This window comes from Allobosea sp. RIT-PG3_2, assembly GCF_057321085.1.
Window position 1 is genome coordinate 714,916 of sequence record NZ_JBXWCA010000002.1, and the last position, 18,366, is coordinate 733,281.

Below are 18,366 nucleotides of genomic sequence, written 5' to 3' on the forward strand. Positions count from 1 at the left end.
AAGCTCGACTCATTTGCGAAGCGCGGTGGACAGAGCGCCAGGACGAGCCCGCACCTGCTAACGTCGGCCCTGAGCTCAACCTTGCAAATCCGGAGCCTCACGCCACGATTGCGAGGTTAATTGCGCGACGCATGCGGAGCCAGGTATCGTCGGGCTTGGTCAAGGGTTGAGGCGCGCTCTCGTCGCAATTCTCGCATAGGGCTCTGTTAGCACTACCGGCACGGCTTCCACGGAAAACATCCCGATAGTGCCTTTCGACGCGCCGCTATGGCTGGGCGAGGGCTCATAGCTTTTCTCGCCAGCTCGCTCTACAGCACTACCGGAAAATCTCGGTAGTGCCGCCTCGCTGCAACCTGATGTTGGAATGAGAATTGACTCACCGGTCGCTGCAATCGATGGAAGAGACGAAACCGAGCTTGAAAGGGTCGGTTTCGGTCGCGCTCACGCGGGAAGGTGAACGCAGCCAGACTGAACTGGCCGACGCTAGCAAACAGAGAGTGCGCGAACTACGAGCCCTGATGCGCAAACAGAGGCGCGACAAAAAAGGCACCGTAGAAAGCTCGGTCTAGTCAGCCTGGGGGCGACATGGGAAGTTTCACCCGATGTCCCAACCATCGCGCGCATGCTCGGGCAGCGGTTCCTGGAAGCGTTCATCGATGGCGATCTTGCCCTTGAGCACTCCAAAGCGCCGTTTGCCCCGTGGCGCAATTGGCGCCAGACGCACCACCGGCACGCCGCGGCGAGTGATGACCACGTCGTCACCCGCCAGCGCCCTCGCAATCAATTCGGTCAGTTGGATTTGTGCTTCACGGACCGAAAACTGGGGCACGTCATATCTCGTCCCGCTTGGCCAGACCGCATCTCAGGTGGCAGTCCGACGTTCCCATTTGAGCCCACCGAGCGCTGTCAGCGCCTGTTCCCTGTTGTAGATGTAGCCGCCGATACTTCTGTACGGCACCACTGGGGAAACCCCCAATCGGGCCAAAGCGGCCACCGCCGTCATCGCACCCTTCTTCCCAATCGATTCCGATGCTTCGGTCGCTAGGATGTAAGTTCGCTCAAACCGCTCAATTTCCTCGACCGTGAATACGAAGCTCCGCTTCCGTTCTTCCCCGCTCAGAAGGCCGGCTTTGACGACCCGCGCTAAGAATGCCGGCACGAGTCTCAGCCTCGCGGCCGCTTCAAGCGAAGCCAGAACCGGAATCTCCGCGATCTTCGCCTGCCTCTCCTCTTCGGCTTGGCGTTCGATCTCGAATTGACGGACCGCTTCGACAAACTCGACGCGGTCAAAAATCTGGATCCTTCCCGCTGGAGGGGCAAAAACGGGCGTCAAACCCAGCCGCTTGGCAAACCAAATGGGTGCCATGCCTGGATTTTTTGTGTTTGCCTCTAGTGCCTCGGCTAAGTCCTTCCCACAAAGATAGCGCTCGCGGAACGCGGCAACCTCACTGACCGAAAAATAGTACTGCCCGCTCGCTCGGATCGCCGAGATCAGCCCCTGCTTTTGCATCAGCGTGACCGTGTCCCGGTTTATGCCGATGAGCTCCATAATCTGTGTTGCGATGAGGTGCTCCTCCGCATTGAAAACGAAGCGGGTTGACTCCTCCTCAACCACTGAAAGCACCCGCTCGATGGCCGCCATCGCGGGGATTCGTTCCCAAAGGTAGCTGGAATAGTGTGGCGGCCCAGCCACGAGCTTCTCATCTCGCAGCGCATGAACCGCCCTTTGAGGGTTGCGGCCCAGCAACTCTCCCGCCTCGATCGTTGAGATGTAGCGGGATTTGAACGCATCAACCGCTTGTTCGCTCAGGCGTCGTCCTCTGGCGTTAGCTTCGCTCGCAAGGATGCCTGCGGCAATCAATTCCATGCCGAACGGATATGCCAATTTGAGTCGCGCGATGGCTTCTTTTGGTAACAGCCATCCACCGGCGGAGTACGTCTCCGGCTTGGTCTCCGATTCGGACCAACCTCGGATCGCGTCCTCGGCTTCGGCGCGATGGTAGATATAGCTCTTGTTGAAATCTCGGTCGCCTAGAGGCTTGATCCCAATCGTTTTCAGGAGCTGATCGGCGGATTGCCAGCCCAGAAGCCCAAAAGTCTCTGCCAGTTTGGCCGACGTCGTATAGAGCTCGTTGAACTCATCGACGTCCTGCCTCGATACGTCGTAGCGATTGCCGGTTTTCGTTGCCGGCAGGTATCCAGCATCGCGCACTTCCTTCGCGACAGCAGGCGTCAGTCCTATCTCGGCGCTGGCTTCCAAGAACCTGAGCATGTCGCCGCGGTCTTTTTGAAGCGCGGTCCTGATGTCGACAAGGCGGACCTTCAGTCGATCCAACCCTTGGGCGTCATCGTCTATGGCGCAAACCGACAGATGACCGCGTAATATCAAGCCTACCACGACAGATAGACGCTTTGACGCGGCGAAGCTGGCCTCGATTAACGACAAGGCCGGGCCCTGAGTCGGCACGAGTGTCCGTTCCAGCTTCTCGATGAAGCCATCGACGGTCTCCGGAGAAATTCGCCATTGCGCGAATCCAGCGCTCCCCTCTACCCTCGGATTGTCCGAGGTGATTCCGTCCAAGTGCTTTGCATCGAGCAATCGCTTCATGCTGGTCACCTCGACGCCAAGTCGCCTCGCGGTTTCCTCCAGATTGAGCCATTTGTCCTTTTGCTCGCGCAGAATCTCGATGGTCTGCTCGGACAGCGTGATAGGCGCTCCCTTCCAACGTTTCCGAGGCTCGATAAATCGTTTCTCGACGGCAACACGCCGGACCCAGTCGACATTGGTCCCGATCATCTGCGCCGCCTTCGAGAGGCTGATCCCGGAGCCTTCCACTGGCGCGATGCGGATGGCCCTGCCAACGCCAGCAGACGCCTTATCGTGCTCAATCGTTTTGGTCAGGTGGCGCTTGATAGCACCGTCGGGCAGCCCAAGAGCCCAGTTGTCGAAGCCCCCGTAGGCCTTCTGCTTGCCAGAGCCCCGAACCGTATGAGCCCCCTCCCTCAGCCTGGCGACGAGCTTAGAGGCAGCAGTCGCCAGATCCTCCACTACTGACAGCCCAATGCCGCACGACTGGCTGGACGCTCCACGGCTGTCGCCATACTGCTTGACGAAGGTTCGCTCGGTCTCGGCGTATCCCAAGACCTCCATGGTCTCGATCGCCCAGTGCAAAGGCATGTCGTCCAGTGCAGGAACGTTGATGCGCGGTCCGCCTCCCAGGCGCCCCACCACGTAAGCGGATGCACGAACCTCCTGCGCGTCGGCGGGAACGCATTCGAATCGGCTGATCTCGTGGTTGTTGGGGCAGCGATCGATTGTACCGCGGCCTGGGTCGAACGGCTCGGAGCATTTCGGACAGCGGGAGACGAGGCGACAGTAGTGGACCGGACACGCAGTTACCGCGGTCACATCCCACCAGGTGCGATGCCAGGCACGCGGCAGGCGGCGCTTGCGGGCTTCAGCAACCTTTTTGTCTTCGGCGAAGCATGCCGGGCATGCTCGGCGAACGCTAGCGGAGGCCCACTGTGTGCCGCGCCTCAGCGTCTCACCGCGCAGTGTGACGATGTCTCGATCGTCAGTGGCCGTGTCATGAGCAAGGCGGCTCATATCCGAGCGGCCCACCTTCGCAATCGTTTCCAAAGACGATCGCATGTGAAGGCGGAAAGATTCGAGATCGACGCTGGTCGCCAGTGTGGCGAGCCGCTCTACACCGTTGGCTTGGGCCAAGCGCATGAAATGAGCGTAAGCCGGCTCCCCATCCTGGCGAATGGGATGAACGGCGACGTAATTGATCCTCATGGTGATGATTCCAGGCCAATCAATGTTCGGTAGCGCGCTCCGCGCCGGATTTGAGTTGTTGCCAGCTGGCCAGCGCCGCCTCGGCATCGGACCGGCGATAGATTGCCTGCCGAGCCAGCTCGACAGGCAGAATGGGGGTCAGCCCGACCTTCCTAAGTTGCTTTGTGGCCGCGCTTGCCGAGCCAAAGCCGCCCTTGGCTGCTAGGCTCTGGGACGTCACGTGGTCGTCGACGAACTTCTGGAGCGTATCCCGTCGCACCAGAAGGCTGTTTCGATGGCGCGTTGCGTCGAGGAGCTGATGATCGCGCAACACCCGAGCGGTTTCCCCCTTGATGCCGATTTGGTCAGCAGCGACCGAGATCGGCACAAATTCCTCGGAAAGGTACTGGCCAATCGCTTTTGAGAGCTCGGAGCGGTCGATTAGAAACGCCTGAAGGCCAGGAGCGCTGCCGTCATAGCCTCGGATCGCCAATCGCCCCGACAGCACGAGCTGGACTGCTTTCGAAGTTGCCACCCGCAGAGAGCCGGCCGCCTTTGGCAACGTGGTGAGATTTTCACCACTTGGCTGGATTCTCTCGGCGAGGTTGTCCAAAAGCTTGCGGACCGACTGCACCGAGAATAGGGCGACGTTGAATCTGAGCTCTCGGCGCTTCTCGGGCGGCACTATGGGCTCGACCAGTCCTGCGTCGGCGATCGCGCGAGCGGCGGCTGACGACACACCTAGAGCGACTTCAAGTTCTGTCGCGTTGAAGCACTCGGCAATCAGGTCCTTGAGCTGATCCACGAAAGCTCGGGAGATTTTTGCGCTTTCCCCTTGTCGAAGCCTAGCGGTTGGCAGGATGCCCTGCGCCTCGCAGAACCGCCGAAAGCGCTCAGCTCCCATGCCGCATTCCGCCGCAGCCTCAGCCAGGGGGACGTGCTTGGAGTTCGCTATCACAACGCCGGCGATGCTAGTTTTTGATTTGAAGGTGACGTGATCCGAAGCCTGCGCGTGGGCCACGATGCCAGCCCGCAATGCGTCGGTGATCGCTGATTGTGGCTCATCCATCAGCCACTCGTAGAAGTCGCCGTAAGCCTTCAGGAGGCCCCACCGCAAAGGGCGGTGGCCAGACATGCCGACGAGTCTGTCCAGAATGACCGGCAGCCGTTCGGTCAGCCCCTGAATGGCATCAAAGCCCGCAGAGATGATGGCGCCAGATGAAGCTCTCGAAGCCTCCTCAACATACCGCTCAATTCCCATCGCGGCTCGACCCATGGCCTCCATAGTCGTGATTGCTCGACCGAGTTCCATGTCATCTAGGAATGCTGAGCGTATGCGATTTCCGAAGCCGAGCCGGCCGAGGATGTATCGAGCTCCGACCGTCTCAACTTCAGGCACGGCTTCGCAAATGAACGGCGCGATGTCATGTCCCTGCGGGCAGTGGCCGACTGAGGCGTTCTCGTAGGAAAGTTTGTCGCCACAGGCTTCACAGGCGTCGAGGAGACGCGCCGAATGCTCCAGGCACACATCGAGGGCACGGATGTCCCAATGGGTGCGTCGCCATGCCCTTGGGAAACGGCGTCGGAATTGCTCAGGCGTCGCCAGGTCCTGACGAATGCACAATGGGCAAACCTTGCACTGTGAAGCGATGGTCCACTGCTTTCGAAACAGCCGCTCGCCGCGCAGCTCGACGCTGTCGGGGGCCGTTCTAGCGGTATCGAAAGACAAGGCAGCAATATCCTGGCCCGCAAGTTCAGCGACGCTCTCCAAGGCTTTGCCTTGGATGATCTCAAACGACCGGAAGCCAAAAACATGACCACAATCGGTCAGGGTTTTCAGGCCGTTCGTCGCGCCTATTCTCGCGCAGTAAGCGTAGGCTGGTTCGCCCGAATGTCGGATCGGGCGAACCGGCAGAGTGGCGGCCCTCACACTTCGTCCTCGATCGAGGGGCGTTGGTTGCCTCGCAGAAGCGTGCGGTCATAGTCCTCGAGGGACTTCTTCTTCTTCAGCTTCGACAGATCAGCAACTCGGAATGGGTTGGCCCTCACGTCGCAGAGGCCGATTGCTTCCGCTGCAGCAGCAAGATCCAACATGGTCATCGAGCGCCCCGCCATCCAAGGGCTGACACCGGCGAGCTTGAACAAATCCGCAACGCGGCCAACTTCTCCGTCCGTCGCGTGGATCATGCGCTCGGGGTTATCATTGAGGTGGAGATCAAGCTTCTTCTCGAAGCCCAGCCTTTTCTCGAAATTTTGCAGCAGCAGGGCCATATGGTCTCGCCGCTTATTGTCGAGGCGTCGAACCTCAATGATCGGTGTCCTACGACGAAGCTCGGGATATTCCTCGACAAACTTCGCCGCCTTGACCCCCGCCAGAACGATGGAGACCGGCCATTCTTTGTCGACCAGCATTTCTTTGAGCTTCATGGCGATCTGAGCGCGCTCATGGCTCTTGGGGTTTGAGAAGACGTTATTGATCTCGTCGATGATGACGACCATGACGCCCTGAGCCGCGAGCTGAATACGGATCACGTCCCAGATATCTTCGGCGTCGAGCCGGATTCCTTTGGTGATTTTAGACTCACCGTCACCGGTGTCCTCAGCCAGCGCCACCCCAACACCCATTCGGCGAAGCATGCGCACGCCGAGCTTGCGTAGGTCGCACGCCGACGGGATCTCCACCTTGAGCAGGGGCCGCAGAGGTCCTTCCTCGGTCTCGATCATCTCCAGATTCTTGTGGCGGCTGAGGCGCCGCAGAATGTGCGTTTTGCCAGCACCCGTGGGGCCGTCGACCGCGAAGGCCTTGCCCTCTTCCTCTTCGCCCAGGCCAGCGATAATCTGATCGAATAGATCGCGCGATTGCACCCAGGTCCCCGTCGGGACCTCGATCATACGCATCCGCCGAAACCACTCCGCGGCTTTCTCGCGTCCGACGGAGTGATACCTGCCTTTCACCATCGCCGCCATTTGAGCGTATCGCCCGTTCTTTTTGGCTCGCTGCTCAAAGTCCGGCGCTTTTGAATACGCGTCGTCCGGGTTGATTTTAACCGCAACATTCATCGGAGTTCCCCTCAGTCGTCGGACATCTCGAAGTGCGAGAGGTCGTCGTAGTTCTTGATTTCTTCGGTCTTTTCCTCGTTGGCGGCATTCTCAATAAGCGCCGCGGCAAGAGGCGGTACCGTGCCCGCCGAGTTCAGATGCTCTTTGGCCAACGTCACGTTTTTCTGCATCTCGCTGACCCGAAGGTTGCTGTCCTCTTCGATGGCAGCGGCATCTCGGTGAATCTCGTCGCGATGTGCCTCCGGGTCCCGCTCTTCCAGCGGAACGCCGCCAGCTTCACTGACCGGCTTCGCATCGACGGTCTCGACATCCTTGTGCTCTTCCGGAATATCGGCGAACTGAACCGGAGCATCCGGGACCACCGCGATGGAAAAGTTCACGAACTCAGGCTTCGCGAGGATGTCCTCGTAGTCCTTCTTGGAAGGGCGACGGAGACGCTTGTCGCGCTGGCGATCCTCCGGCGTCATTGTGCGCGCCTCTACGAGGAGTTCCTGCTCGATTTTGACCCGGGTCTCGATAAGGGTTTCCCAGGCCACATATTGCCCAGCTTCGGTTTTCTTCCGAGCTATCGCGACGACCTCTTCCCAGACAGCGAGGTTTATCGAGGCGACGTCAGCGGCCTTGAGGCACGGGATTGGAACCCACTCCTTGCCCTTTTCATCGAGCACCAGGATCACCGTGAGATCGAGAGGATCGATCTTGACGAGGTACTGACGACCCAGGTGACCGCCGCGGCGCTTCAACTGGACGAGCTCAGGCGAGCTGTAGATCAGCCCCATGAACTCAATACCGCGACGCTGGATCGTACGCTGCACGACGAGCCCGATCAGCGCGTCCAGATCGGACGCCTTCGGCGGAACCCGCACTCCATAACCGGACACGTCTTCCCATGCCTGGAGGGGCGTCTTGCCCAGCAACCCGGCATGCGGACGGTTATGGTAGATGTCCACGACCCAAGTCTTGAAGAGCTCTTCGAGCTTCTGGTGGGACATGATGGCGAGCCCCTTGGAATCGTACTCGCCCTTGTTCACGACATTGTTGAAGGTCCGGCCAGGCATCGGCGCAACGAAGTCGGAGCTGACCTCGCGGAAAAATCGCTCGACCCGGCCCTTCAGCCAGGGCTTCCGGCGCGGCGTATACCGCAACTCCATCAGCAGCTGACCGGCAGCCGCCCGCATAGAGTGCGAGTGGAACTCTTTGGCGTTATCCAGAACCAGGACCTCAGGGACACCGAGGACCGGCCATTCGGTCTTGAGCCCCGCACCCTCCAGGTCCTTGGGCTGAACGCCCATGCGAAGCATATCCATGATGGCAGACCAATCGGGCTTGTGGCGGGAGAACGCCCAGCCGAAGACCATGCGCGTCGCCCGGCAAATCCCAAGGGTTAGCCACACACGTTCGGTACGACGCTGCTTGAGTGGCGCTTTGCGATTGGCCTCGCCTGGCGAAATCAACAGCACATCCACGAGCGTGGAATCGATCTCGATGACTTCAAGCGGCCGCGTCGCAACCGGCCCGGGCTTCGCGAGCTTGAAGCGATGGTCGGCAACGCGTTTGCCTTCACGCGCAAAGGTGATTTCGTAGGGAGTGAGATACTCCTTGATCCAGCGCCTCACCGCCATTTCGCTAGGGTGCGGCAGAGCCTCGAACGAGGGATCGTCGATCTTTAGCTCCTCGTTCTTCTTGATGAGCTCCGCGCAGATCAGCTGATGCACCATGCGCAGCGGCAGGCGCTCCAGCGTGAGGTACCGGCTGCGCACGACGTCGGCGATTATACGCACAACGATCTCATCCATGCGCGGCGCGCTGGCGCCCTTCTTCTCGTGCAGCGGCACAAGGGATCCAAGCGCGTGGCCAGCCTTACGCCAGCGCGTGTACCAGGCGCGAAGAGTCGAAGCGCTTACGGTCTCCTTGCCGACCTCAGATCGGCGAATGCCAAGGCGATCGGCTTGTCGCTTCTGCCGCATGTGTGCGGCAATCAGCGCCGCCTTCTCATAACCCTCGCCCTTTTCTGGACGCATGGCCCAGCCCGGCTTTCCGCGAAAGCGCTTGAAAAGCCTGTCCGTGATCTGCACGAAATCCAGCCGGCGCAGCGCTTCCTCCTGCCACGGCTGGGGAATCGTTTCGAAGGTCCGAGCGATCATGTCGTCGACACCCTTAGGAAGCCCCGCTCCCAGGGCTTTCCGCAGGATCTCAATCTCGTTCTTGAAATATGCTTCGATGAGCTCGCTATTCGAGAGCGTGCGCGTCGTGAAAGTACCGCTCAGACGAAGTGCGACCTCGTTCCGCGAACGGTGAAGAACTTCCCACCAGTCGGTTCCGACGCGAACCGCATCGCCCATATGAAGGTTCAGAGACGGCGCATTCATTGGGACGCTCCTTTGGTGGAGCCGTTAACGCGAACTGCTGCAACTACGGCGTTGTCATCGAGAGGCGCGTCGAGCGAACACTGAACGAATTCGCCGCGCGCTATGAGGCGGGCAATCCCCCACCAAGCGAAGTTGGTGCCCTCTACGCTATCCACGCCATGACGTAGCTGAGCCACGGTCGCCCGGTCGCCATACTGGAAAATCAGGCTCCGAAGGCGAAGCAGCAATTCATCAGAAAAGAAGGCCGTGTTGGCGGAGGAAATGATCTCAGCATTGGCCAGGCGCACGCCGGCGTTCAGCTCGCGATCGGTCCAAAGCTCAAAATTGTATCCGAGCTTCCCCAGCTCGAAACGCGCGAAAGCGAAGTGCTCCAACAGGCCCATTTTCTGGACGCGGGCCCATGGCTTAACCTCTACGATCGTCTCAGATCCGTCATCGGACTTGTACCAGAAATCGAAGGTCGAGCGCCGCAAGCGATAGGCGCCGTCGCGCCATTCCATCGCATCCGGCTGGTCCTTGTACTTGACGATATGCCGGTCCGCCTCCATCAGGCGGATCATCCGCTGCTCTAACAGGCTCTCATACTGAATGAGCTTTCCGTTCTTCCGCGATGGAAAGTAGCCCGTGAAGTTGTCCCGAGATCCCGTGACAACGTCTCGACTGCCCTTAGACGGATCTACGGCCTCCGCCCGCGTACGAATTTCCATGTTCACCCCCCGAAAACACGCAAGTTCTCGACCCGCCCACGCAAAGCGCGGGCAGATTTCTGGCGGCTGCAATTGTCAGATTGCAGAATCGTTCTAGATTATTATTTGTCTTATGAGCGCCTGAATGAGAGCATTACGCTAGGTAATGAACTTTTCCGCGCCTCTGTTGTTGATAAAGGGGTACGACAGCGATTCTGACTCAATCATTAATTGCGCGAACTCGCGATACACTACAACTATCGCTTGATGGCGTATCGTTAAACAATCCTTCCCGCCCTGCCGGGGACAAGGATCGAGCGTTCAGAGCTTGAGTGAATTGAGACCCGCGTCTACGCGCCGGCTGCCGGCTCGGGCGGCTCGTCCACTTCGTTGCATCGCATCGGCTCGATAGATGCGGGCGCGGGCTCGCCCAAACGATACCAGCGGCTCAGCGTCCGAGCGATCTGACGATCCTTGCTGACCCAAAGGACTGGGCTCGTGACGATATGTCTGTTGCCCAGGATCGGATGCCCGACAGCTTCACCCCAGAAGACGGTTTGGTTGGTGTTGGGCTGGAGGCCAATGATCCAGTTGTCGAGGAATACCGCGTCCGCCAGATCATAGGCAGAAGGCCTCCACCCCTGCTCCAGTCGCGATAGATCGGCACTAGCCAACTTGATGCGTTCAACCAGTTCCTGCATGGCCTCACCTTTCGCTGCTATACAAGCTGACAGGACCCGCCCGGCCAAAGCCGGGCCGATCCGTTCGCGTGGCGGGGTTGTCAGGGGCTGACTAATGGCTCGCCGACATTCGCATCGCGTCGGATTCGCTCAAAGTCAGCGCGGCGCTGCACGACAGTCGCAAGCGCGCGGATTGCCTGGTGAGGCTCAACACCGAGTGTGCCGGCAAGGTCGTGCGTGGCCTGCAGGAGGCGCCCCTCGATCTCAGAGAGAGATTTGGACTTCCGAACTTTGCGCGGGGTGTGATTGGCATCGGTCATGCGAATTCCTCTTCGGCTTCGTTCAAGTCGATAGGTGTGACGCAGACGATCGAGCGGATCTCATCGCCCGACAGATATCCCTCCTGATTGAGCGCGTTCGCGAGCGCCTCAAGCCGGCCGCGCTTTCGATCGAGCGTAAGCGACGCTTTGGCCTCAGCGTCCTTGAGCTGCAGATTGACTGCCAGATGAAGCGCTGGGGCGTAGACGAGGTCCTTGATATCGCCGATGTAGGCTTCACCTGAGTGCCCCAGCCCGCACTGAGCCTCGATCAGCAACGCAAGTGCTGTTGCACGGCCAAGATCCGATTCACGGGCCATTCCGGCTCCCGCGCCGACATCTCCAAGGATCAAGCGTTCCGCGGCTCTCCCAGCCATGAGGACCGCCATCTCCGTCATCAACCGCCCGTATGTCGAGGATCCTGAGATATTGCTTCGGAACTCGACGAAGCCGCCGGTAGGATGGATCGAGACCCCACCAACATGCCCGGCCTCCAACGCGATCGCAGCAAGTGCGTGCCCCGCCTCATGGACCGCGATACGCCACCTGGCCTCCGGAGACAGTGCAGGAACATCACCATTCCGCACCGCCAAAAGATCATCGATCGTGAGCTCGCGACGAGCGCGTCGGGCTGTGCCTTTTGCACGCCGTACCACCGCCTCGACGTCAGCCCCAGTGGCCCCGCGCGAGGCCATCGCCAGAGGAACGAGGTCCGCATCCTTCAAGGTTTGCGAGCCTAGATAGAAACGGAATATCTCAACCAGCTCGCGCGTATCGGGCTTCTCGATCTGGATTTCCCGATCGAGCCGGCCGGCACGCTTCACCGCTGGGTCGATGCGATCCGGGTGGTTGGTCGCGGCTATGACAACAACCCCAGCTCGCTCCTCGATGGCGGCCAGCTGCTCCAGCAGCAGGTTCACGATCTGCGTCCAATATTCGATGTAGTCGCCGCCAAGCTTCGCGCGATCCGAGATCCCGTCCACCTCATCGATGAACAGGATGCACGGCGCTTGGCGGCGAGCTCGCGAGAACGCGTCCCGGATCGCCTGAAGAGTGCCCGAAAGGTATGATGCAGAGTTCCATTCCGCGACCGAGGTAGAAACGAGCGGCACCTGCGCTGTTTTCGCCAGAGCTCGCGCAAACTGCGTTTTGCCCGTTCCCGGTGGCCCAGAAAGCAAGAGGCCCTTGTGATCGACGTCTGCCCAACTCAGGCGACCAGCACGGTACTCCGTCAGGTCCTCGGCCAGCTGCAGCCCCCAATCTTTGGCTGCGCCATAGCCGGTGAGCTCTTCGAGCGAGGGGCCTTCGAAGAGGTAGTCCCCGCGCTTCCTCACCACATCTTCGATCGCGGAAAGGCATTCGTTTCCCCGCAGGCCGAACCTGAACGCAAGTGGGAGATCGTCGATGTCGAGCATGCGAACGAGGCCCGTATCCATCGCGCGCGTCGGCGCGAGGCCGGTGACAGCTTCAACGATCAGGGCAACGCCTGCCTGGTCGAGCGACGGCAGCGTGAGCTTGAAAGCGGCGGTTCGGATCAGCGCTTGGGGTAGGTGTCGCAGGGGATCGGGCGCGATTCCCATGATGGGAATCCGATACTGCAGCGCTGAGGTGACCTCCCTGCTCCCCTTATCGCGGCGATCTGGCTTGGCGGTGCCGTCGCGAACCACCAGAATCCCACGTGTCTGCGGACTCACCAACGTCGAGCTCTCGACATCCAAAACGCGTGAGTGTTGGGGGAGCACGCATTCCTGCGCGACTTCCTTTGCCGTCTCGACCAGGTTGGGGCTGTGTATGGTCATGACGACGACGGGAGCGTCACGACGAAGCTGCCCAGCCAGTCCCGGTTCAGCTTCGATCGCCCGTGCCATCAAAATCGCGACCGCCGCCACATCCGGGCGGAGACGAGCGCTGGAGGTATCCCCCGCGTAGACTTCGAGGTCGTCGATCAGACGCTCCAACGCGGCGTCTGAGTACACTCCTGGCAGCATGGGTTTGGTCTTCGCTCCAGCTTCGCGAGCGAGAATATCAAGATAGGCACGCGCCAGCAGATCAGGCGGCATTGGGGCGTGTTTCTTCGCGCCGGAGATCGGCTTTCGGTGCTGCATGAAAGCTCCACGAGTAGGGCGGCATCGCTCTGCCGGGCGATCTGCGATCGGTCGGCGTGGTACTAGGAGAGACGGTTTTGAAAATCGGTCGGCTGACCGAGCTAGCGATCAGGCTTGGTTGACTAGCTGGAGGAGGACGCCAGGCTCGCAAGAGAGCTCGTCAAATTCCTCATCCAACAGCGCGGCGGACTGATCATCGCCCAGAAGGCACATAGCGAGCGCTGCCATCGGGCGAGCTCTGGTGTGGAAATCTGATAGAGGACATCTGCCGCTGACAGATGCGTAAGGTCTATAGGCCAGGCCGAAGCGTCTCAAGGCTGCCATTGATGGCTCCATGGATACGAGCGACGACGATTAGCGTCACGCGTCGACTAAGAAGCGCGTGCAACTGGATAGCTGTTCGGAGGATGGCTTGAACCGGCCAATATATGTGAGGCCGCAGACGAGGTCGGCAATCTTCGCCGCAGGTAGCGATCAACGCGGACGCCATCGAAGCGCGCTGACCGTTAACTAATATATCTTGGATATAAAAATTTTGCTACAATTTGAGCGAATTATGGTTAACGCCACGGCCTGAGGTCGCAGAAATCGCAGGCTCGTCTGGCATCGTCCTGGTCCGATAGACGATCACGCCGACGATATTCTCTCCGTAGATAAATTGCGCGCCCGCGCGCTCCAACGCGCGCCTTATCCTGAGATTGAGAGCCGCTTTAGGACGAGCGTATCCGTTTTCAAAATCATTGATGGTCTTCCGGGAAACTTGAGCGTGCTTCCAAAGCCAGGCCTGGGTCACGTCTAGCAGTGCCCTTGCCGCCTGGCATACGCAACCTACAAGCTGCCGATCCGGCGGCATTGGCAGAAACCCGGTTGCCGTCAGTGGCGGGGGATGCCCATCGCCGAAATGAAAGATTCGGATGCCGCTGCTATAATTCCAGTCATTCTGGGGGGACCCAATGTCCGGATTTAGCCCGGATGCACTATCCGGGCGAGATGCCCTTCCCGATGCTTTTAAACCCTTGGAATCGGACATGCAGTTCCATCTGGCCGCGCTGGGTCGAGCAGGATTAAGCTCACCGATCTCACTCAGCGTAGCAGAATCTCTCCATCAAAGGATTGCAAAATTGGTCCTTGCGGTTGAGGGGGCGACCCCTTCAAGCGCGTCGCGAAGTTGCGAAACACGGCGAGCTTGTCGACGCTGCAGCGCTATTGCTCGGCTATCCGCCGAAGATTCCTTCATTGAGATAGGATTGCAGAATCAATCCATGCAGCCGAGGCGGCCCACAACGCAAAGCGCGCGGATTATCTCAACAAACGGGGCGCTTCCTCCTGCGATCACACCCTGGAATCGCGGGCGCGGACCGGCCTAAACCTCAATAGGCCAGCTCAAGTCCGGGTTCATGCCAGGGCAACGAGCAGAGCTGCCCTTGGTAAGAAAGGGTGACGTATGCGGTACGATGTTCCGCACCGCCGAAGCAGATATTCGTGACCATAGGATCGGGAAATTCGTAACGGTTCACGACAGCTCCGTCCGGAGCGATTTCGAATATCGCGCCGTCCTCCAGCGCCGCGACGCATATCTTGCCGGATTGGCTCACGGCCAAGCTGTCTAGGCGAATGAAGCCGGGAAGGCCTGCAACTAGGTTTCCTCCGTTGGGAGAAGGCCAGGGCTTTCGGATCACCTCTCCAGGCGCGATCAGCTCCCAGCTCCAGACGCGCCCGGCATCCGTCTCCGTCACATACAAGGTATCGCCTTCAGGGCTTAGGCCTATGCCATTTGGTAGCGTCACTCCCTCAATGATCTGGCGAATTTCCGAACCATCTGCTCGGGCGTAATAGACGAAACCGCGATCCATATCCCGGGCACGACGCTTGCCGTGATCGGTGAAATAGAACCCCCCGAAGCGGTCGAACACGAGGTCGTTTGGGCCGCGCAGTCCGTGATCGTCGCACTTATCGTAGAGGCGCTCGACCACACCGGTGTTCAGATCGACACGCTCGATACGACCACCGCTGTAATCGACGCTTTGTCCATGAGGGCGACAGGTTCCATTTTCACGGATCCAGGAGAACCCGCCGTTGTTGCAAACGACCACGTGCCCATCGGGCCCAATGGCCGCCCCGTTTGGTCCTCCGGGAATTTTGGCGATGACCTCTTTGCGGCCACCCTTCCAGACACGTGTCAACGTCTCGCGGGCCATCTCGACGAGCAGCACGGAGCCGTCTTCGAGAGCGATTGGCCCCTCGGGGAACTGCAGATCCTCTGCCAGAACCAGCATTGAAACTCCGCCAAAATGCATACCGGAAAGGCCGGCAAAACGCGGCACGACTCCGTTATCGCTGGGTTAGAAACTGTCCCTCGCGGCCGGTTGCAAGGCGCGGGCGATCCGCCGCGGCTTATGCTCGAAGTTTTGAAATCCCCTCACGCCTAACCGCGAGGGACATCCACGGCGATACGTAGCCGCGGTCTGCTTCCTCGATAAGGGAGCCGGGGGGTAGGAGCGCATCGATCTTATCGAGCGTGGAAGCATCAAGCCGCGTGTCGAAGCCCAGCTCCATATCCTTGTACTGGTCAAGCTTGCGGGGGCCGAGGATCACGGAGGTCACCGCAGGATTCGCAAGCGGGAATGCCATCGCCATCGACATCAGCCGCAAATCGGCCTGTTGGGCGATCGACTCAAGCTCCGCGAGGATCTCGAATTTCTTCAGATTGCCGGGACGCGTCATGTCAAATCGCGACTGCAGGACGGGATAATGCTCACCCCATTGCCCCTTAACTCGCTCGGCTCTGGATCCGGCAGGCACGGTCCCGTCGGATCGATACTTCCCGGTCAACCACCCTCCATTGAGTGGGCTCCATGCCGTGAATCCCATCCGATAGTGCTGGACGGCCGGCAGCGATTCCCTTTCGACCGTGCGCTGAAAGAGCGAGTACGGAGAACTTTCATTCACGAACCGCGATAGGTTCTGCAATCGGCTGACGGCCTGCGCTTCAGCGAGATACCAGGCCGGAAATGTCGAGCAGCCGAGGTATCGGACCTTGCCTTGAGATATAAGGTCGGTGAGGGCGCCGAGCGTCTCGTCAAGATCCGCGTGCGGGTCCGGGCGATGCATCTGATACAGGTCGATATGATCGGTTTTCAGCCGGCGTAGACTGTTTTCGACCTGCTTCATGATCCAGTAGCGGGACCCTCCCTGGTCGTTCCGCTCGCCGCTGGCCGGCAACCTGAACTTGGTAGCAAGGACGACTTTATCGCGTCGACCCGCTAGGGCCTTGCCAACAATCTCCTCAGCTTCACCGTGGGAATAGGTGTCTGCGGTGTCGATGAAGTTGATGCCCCGATCGAGCGCGGCATGCACGATGCTGATGCACTCGCGCTCGTCGGTGTTTCCGTCCGACCCGTAACTCATCGTTCCGAGCATGTACTCACTGACTTGAAGGCCAGTCCGACCCAGGTACCGATACCTCATGAAGCAATTGCCCCTACTGCGTGTTGAAATCGCGAAAAGCGCGGCGCCTCAGCGTAGGGAATGGCGAGCACCGTCTCGCTCCACTACACCCCGGCGGACTGCGAAACTTCAGGCCTTTGCGAGCGCTTCGTCGTAGCGAGTTTGAACCTCCGCTACGACGCTTTCTGGCCGGTTGTCCCGCAAGATCATGCGCTGGAAGGCCTCGCCCACGATCTGGTTGAATGCCGACTGGATAACCGAATAGGTCACCAAGCGGCCTCGCTCTTGGACGAGCTTCTTCCAGCCCTGCTGATCAGCCGTATCCTGAGACTGAAGCGAGGGATCCTTATATGCGCTGGCGCGGGCAACGACTTCACCCCCACTCGCGGCGATAATCTGCGCTTCTGGGCTAGCCATGAACTTCACGAACTGCCAGGCCGCGTCCTTACGAGGCGAGTTCGCGTTGATGCTGAGCTGAAATCCGTAGACTGTTTGTTTGTCGTCGGCCGCCAGAGAGGGGGCGACCGCCCAGGCCAGGTCATTGTTCGCGACCGAGCGCTCCATCGTCTTGTACCGGTATAAGCCGAACGTTGCGGAAGCCACGGTTCCCGAGCGCAACGCGTCCTGCAGCTCATTGTAGCCGTACTGCAGGCTAACTGACGTGGACGCCTTCTTTGCAAACAAGTCGCGGACCGTCTCCGCCGCTAGTAGGAGCCGCTCTTCGGGGAATGCGATCTGCCGACCGTCAGGGGCGAACAAAGCACCGGCGTTGCCTGCGAGGATTGAGCTGACGATGAACTCGTTGAATGCCTGAGCGCCGCCGATGCCCCCGTTCACACCTAGCGGAACCGCGTACGCGATGTTGGCGCCCTTTGTCAGCTTCGCACCCAACTCTCCCACCTCGCGGTAGGTGCAGGGCGGCGCGGAAACCTGAGCCTCCAGGAAGCGGCTCTTCCGATATATGAGAATAGGAATTCGGAAATCCTGCTGCAGTCCCCAAAGCCGGCCATTGATCTTGGCCTGATCCAAGGGGATCAGCCAGTCGTTCACGTCGATTCCATCGCGGGCCACGAACTCATCGAGAGGCAGGATCGAGCCAGTCGCCGCATATTCCGGCTGTTGGAAATTCGCGACTCGGATTACGTCCGGCGAATTCGACTTTGCCCGCGCAGCGCGAACACCATTCGCGCCGCTTGGGTCGACGATGACCTTGACCCTGATGGAGGGATTCGCTCGTTCGAATGCCTCTATCATTCGGTTTTGCGCAGCTGCGCGCGGATCATTGATATTTGCTGGATCCAAAAAGCCGTTGTAGCTGATCTCAGTGACTGCGCCTGATTGAGCCACTGCTCCACGCAGCCCCGCGCCAGTGACAGTCGACGCGGCAAGGCCGCCGACGATCGAACGCCGCGAAAGCCCCATCTTGTTGGTTCTCACGCTCATCAGATCCCCTCCGATTGTTGGTCGTATGCCGTGCGGGCCTGAGAGGCGCCGATTGCGCGGCAGACATAGGCAAGGCGCATTAATTGGAACGCTGTTCTCTTTCTAATTTGGCATGCATTATGCCTATTGGAGACGATTCCATTAGAATCTAACCGCATGACACGTGCCGTTTTATCAATATTCAAGGGCGACATGCTGCAGGCTTAAAGCGGTGAATTCGGCATTCATCCGCCGCATGATGGCGGATAGTTTCATCCCCTGGCTTGGCCGGCTTTATTGCGGATCAATTCTTACGTGATAGCGGCCGCTGCGTGATCTTTATCGGCTTACGACAGGCAGGCTTACTCGCGTTAGTGTTGACCTCACTAATGGAACGATGTTCTATCTATCAGCATGACTGCTGTCAATGAGCGCTTCCCACCCACGCGAGCGCCACGTCCCCGGGTGCTCAAGCCCCCCGGTGGCTGGTGACCACCCGTTT

General features: G+C 59.6%; 13 protein-coding genes. All 13 read right to left on the reverse strand.

From position 1 onward, the window contains the following. Positions 1-595: 595 nt before the first annotated feature. The 13 genes from AC2FAN_RS08960 to AC2FAN_RS09020 all read right to left on the reverse strand — a co-directional run bounded on the left by AC2FAN_RS08960 (position 596) and on the right by AC2FAN_RS09020 (position 17,885). The gene (locus tag AC2FAN_RS08960) at positions 596-829 is read right to left on the reverse strand and encodes a type II toxin-antitoxin system Phd/YefM family antitoxin (RefSeq protein ID WP_485173437.1); all 234 of its coding nucleotides are present in this window, start codon (positions 827-829) and stop codon (positions 596-598) included. Positions 830-862: 33 nt separating this feature from the next. Further along, positions 863-3,799 (reverse strand): TniQ family protein, encoded by a 2,937-nt coding sequence (locus tag AC2FAN_RS08965; RefSeq protein WP_485173438.1) that lies wholly within the window; start codon positions 3,797-3,799, stop codon positions 863-865. A gap of 19 nt (positions 3,800-3,818) precedes the next feature. Beyond that, complete coding sequence (locus AC2FAN_RS08970) at positions 3,819-5,708, reverse strand: TniQ family protein (RefSeq protein WP_485173439.1); 1,890 nt, start codon at positions 5,706-5,708, stop codon at positions 3,819-3,821. Further along, positions 5,705-6,838, reverse strand: a complete 1,134-nt coding sequence (locus AC2FAN_RS08975) for a TniB family NTP-binding protein (protein ID WP_485173440.1) — start codon at positions 6,836-6,838, stop codon at positions 5,705-5,707. The genes AC2FAN_RS08970 and AC2FAN_RS08975 overlap by 4 nt, the downstream gene beginning before the upstream one ends. Before the next feature lie 11 nt (positions 6,839-6,849). Continuing rightward, on the reverse strand, positions 6,850-9,207 hold the full coding sequence (locus AC2FAN_RS08980) for a transposase (protein WP_485173441.1): 2,358 nt from the start codon (positions 9,205-9,207) through the stop codon (positions 6,850-6,852). Beyond that, the gene (locus AC2FAN_RS08985; protein ID WP_485173442.1) at positions 9,204-9,914 is read right to left on the reverse strand and encodes a hypothetical protein; all 711 of its coding nucleotides are present in this window, start codon (positions 9,912-9,914) and stop codon (positions 9,204-9,206) included. Before AC2FAN_RS08985 ends, AC2FAN_RS08980 begins: the two co-directional genes overlap by 4 nt. A gap of 329 nt (positions 9,915-10,243) precedes the next feature. Continuing rightward, the gene (locus tag AC2FAN_RS08990; RefSeq protein ID WP_485173443.1) at positions 10,244-10,594 is read right to left on the reverse strand and encodes a DUF6634 family protein; all 351 of its coding nucleotides are present in this window, start codon (positions 10,592-10,594) and stop codon (positions 10,244-10,246) included. Positions 10,595-10,674: 80 nt separating this feature from the next. Beyond that, positions 10,675-10,893, reverse strand: coding sequence for a hypothetical protein (locus tag AC2FAN_RS08995; RefSeq protein ID WP_485173444.1), 219 nt, complete (start codon positions 10,891-10,893; stop codon positions 10,675-10,677). Continuing rightward, entirely contained in the window at positions 10,890-12,995 is a 2,106-nt protein-coding gene (locus AC2FAN_RS09000; protein WP_485173445.1) for an AAA family ATPase, read from the reverse strand. The genes AC2FAN_RS08995 and AC2FAN_RS09000 overlap by 4 nt, the downstream gene beginning before the upstream one ends. 538 nt (positions 12,996-13,533) lie before the next feature. Next, the gene (locus AC2FAN_RS09005; RefSeq protein ID WP_485173446.1) at positions 13,534-14,025 is read right to left on the reverse strand and encodes a helix-turn-helix domain-containing protein; all 492 of its coding nucleotides are present in this window, start codon (positions 14,023-14,025) and stop codon (positions 13,534-13,536) included. A gap of 340 nt (positions 14,026-14,365) precedes the next feature. Next, positions 14,366-15,271, reverse strand: coding sequence for an SMP-30/gluconolactonase/LRE family protein (locus AC2FAN_RS09010; protein ID WP_485173742.1), 906 nt, complete (start codon positions 15,269-15,271; stop codon positions 14,366-14,368). 118 nt (positions 15,272-15,389) lie between these two features. Then, complete coding sequence (locus tag AC2FAN_RS09015; RefSeq protein WP_485173447.1) at positions 15,390-16,415, reverse strand: aldo/keto reductase; 1,026 nt, start codon at positions 16,413-16,415, stop codon at positions 15,390-15,392. Positions 16,416-16,571: 156 nt separating this feature from the next. Then, complete coding sequence (locus tag AC2FAN_RS09020; protein ID WP_485173448.1) at positions 16,572-17,885, reverse strand: extracellular solute-binding protein; 1,314 nt, start codon at positions 17,883-17,885, stop codon at positions 16,572-16,574. Positions 17,886-18,366: the final 481 nt, after the last annotated feature.

Coding starts and splice junctions, on each gene's coding strand:
- AC2FAN_RS09020 (WP_485173448.1), bottom strand. CDS start 17,885: ATGAGCGTGAGAACCAACAAGATGGGGCTTTCGCGGCGTTCGATCGTC.
- AC2FAN_RS09010 (WP_485173742.1), bottom strand. CDS start 15,271: ATGCTGGTTCTGGCAGAGGATCTGCAGTTCCCCGAGGGGCCAATCGCT.
- AC2FAN_RS08995 (WP_485173444.1), bottom strand. CDS start 10,893: ATGACCGATGCCAATCACACCCCGCGCAAAGTTCGGAAGTCCAAATCT.
- AC2FAN_RS08990 (WP_485173443.1), bottom strand. CDS start 10,594: ATGCAGGAACTGGTTGAACGCATCAAGTTGGCTAGTGCCGATCTATCG.
- AC2FAN_RS09000 (WP_485173445.1), bottom strand. CDS start 12,995: ATGCAGCACCGAAAGCCGATCTCCGGCGCGAAGAAACACGCCCCAATG.
- AC2FAN_RS08965 (WP_485173438.1), bottom strand. CDS start 3,799: ATGAGGATCAATTACGTCGCCGTTCATCCCATTCGCCAGGATGGGGAG.
- AC2FAN_RS09015 (WP_485173447.1), bottom strand. CDS start 16,415: ATGCTCGGAACGATGAGTTACGGGTCGGACGGAAACACCGACGAGCGC.
- AC2FAN_RS08975 (WP_485173440.1), bottom strand. CDS start 6,838: ATGAATGTTGCGGTTAAAATCAACCCGGACGACGCGTATTCAAAAGCG.
- AC2FAN_RS08980 (WP_485173441.1), bottom strand. CDS start 9,207: ATGAATGCGCCGTCTCTGAACCTTCATATGGGCGATGCGGTTCGCGTC.
- AC2FAN_RS09005 (WP_485173446.1), bottom strand. CDS start 14,025: ATGTCCGATTCCAAGGGTTTAAAAGCATCGGGAAGGGCATCTCGCCCG.
- AC2FAN_RS08985 (WP_485173442.1), bottom strand. CDS start 9,914: ATGGAAATTCGTACGCGGGCGGAGGCCGTAGATCCGTCTAAGGGCAGT.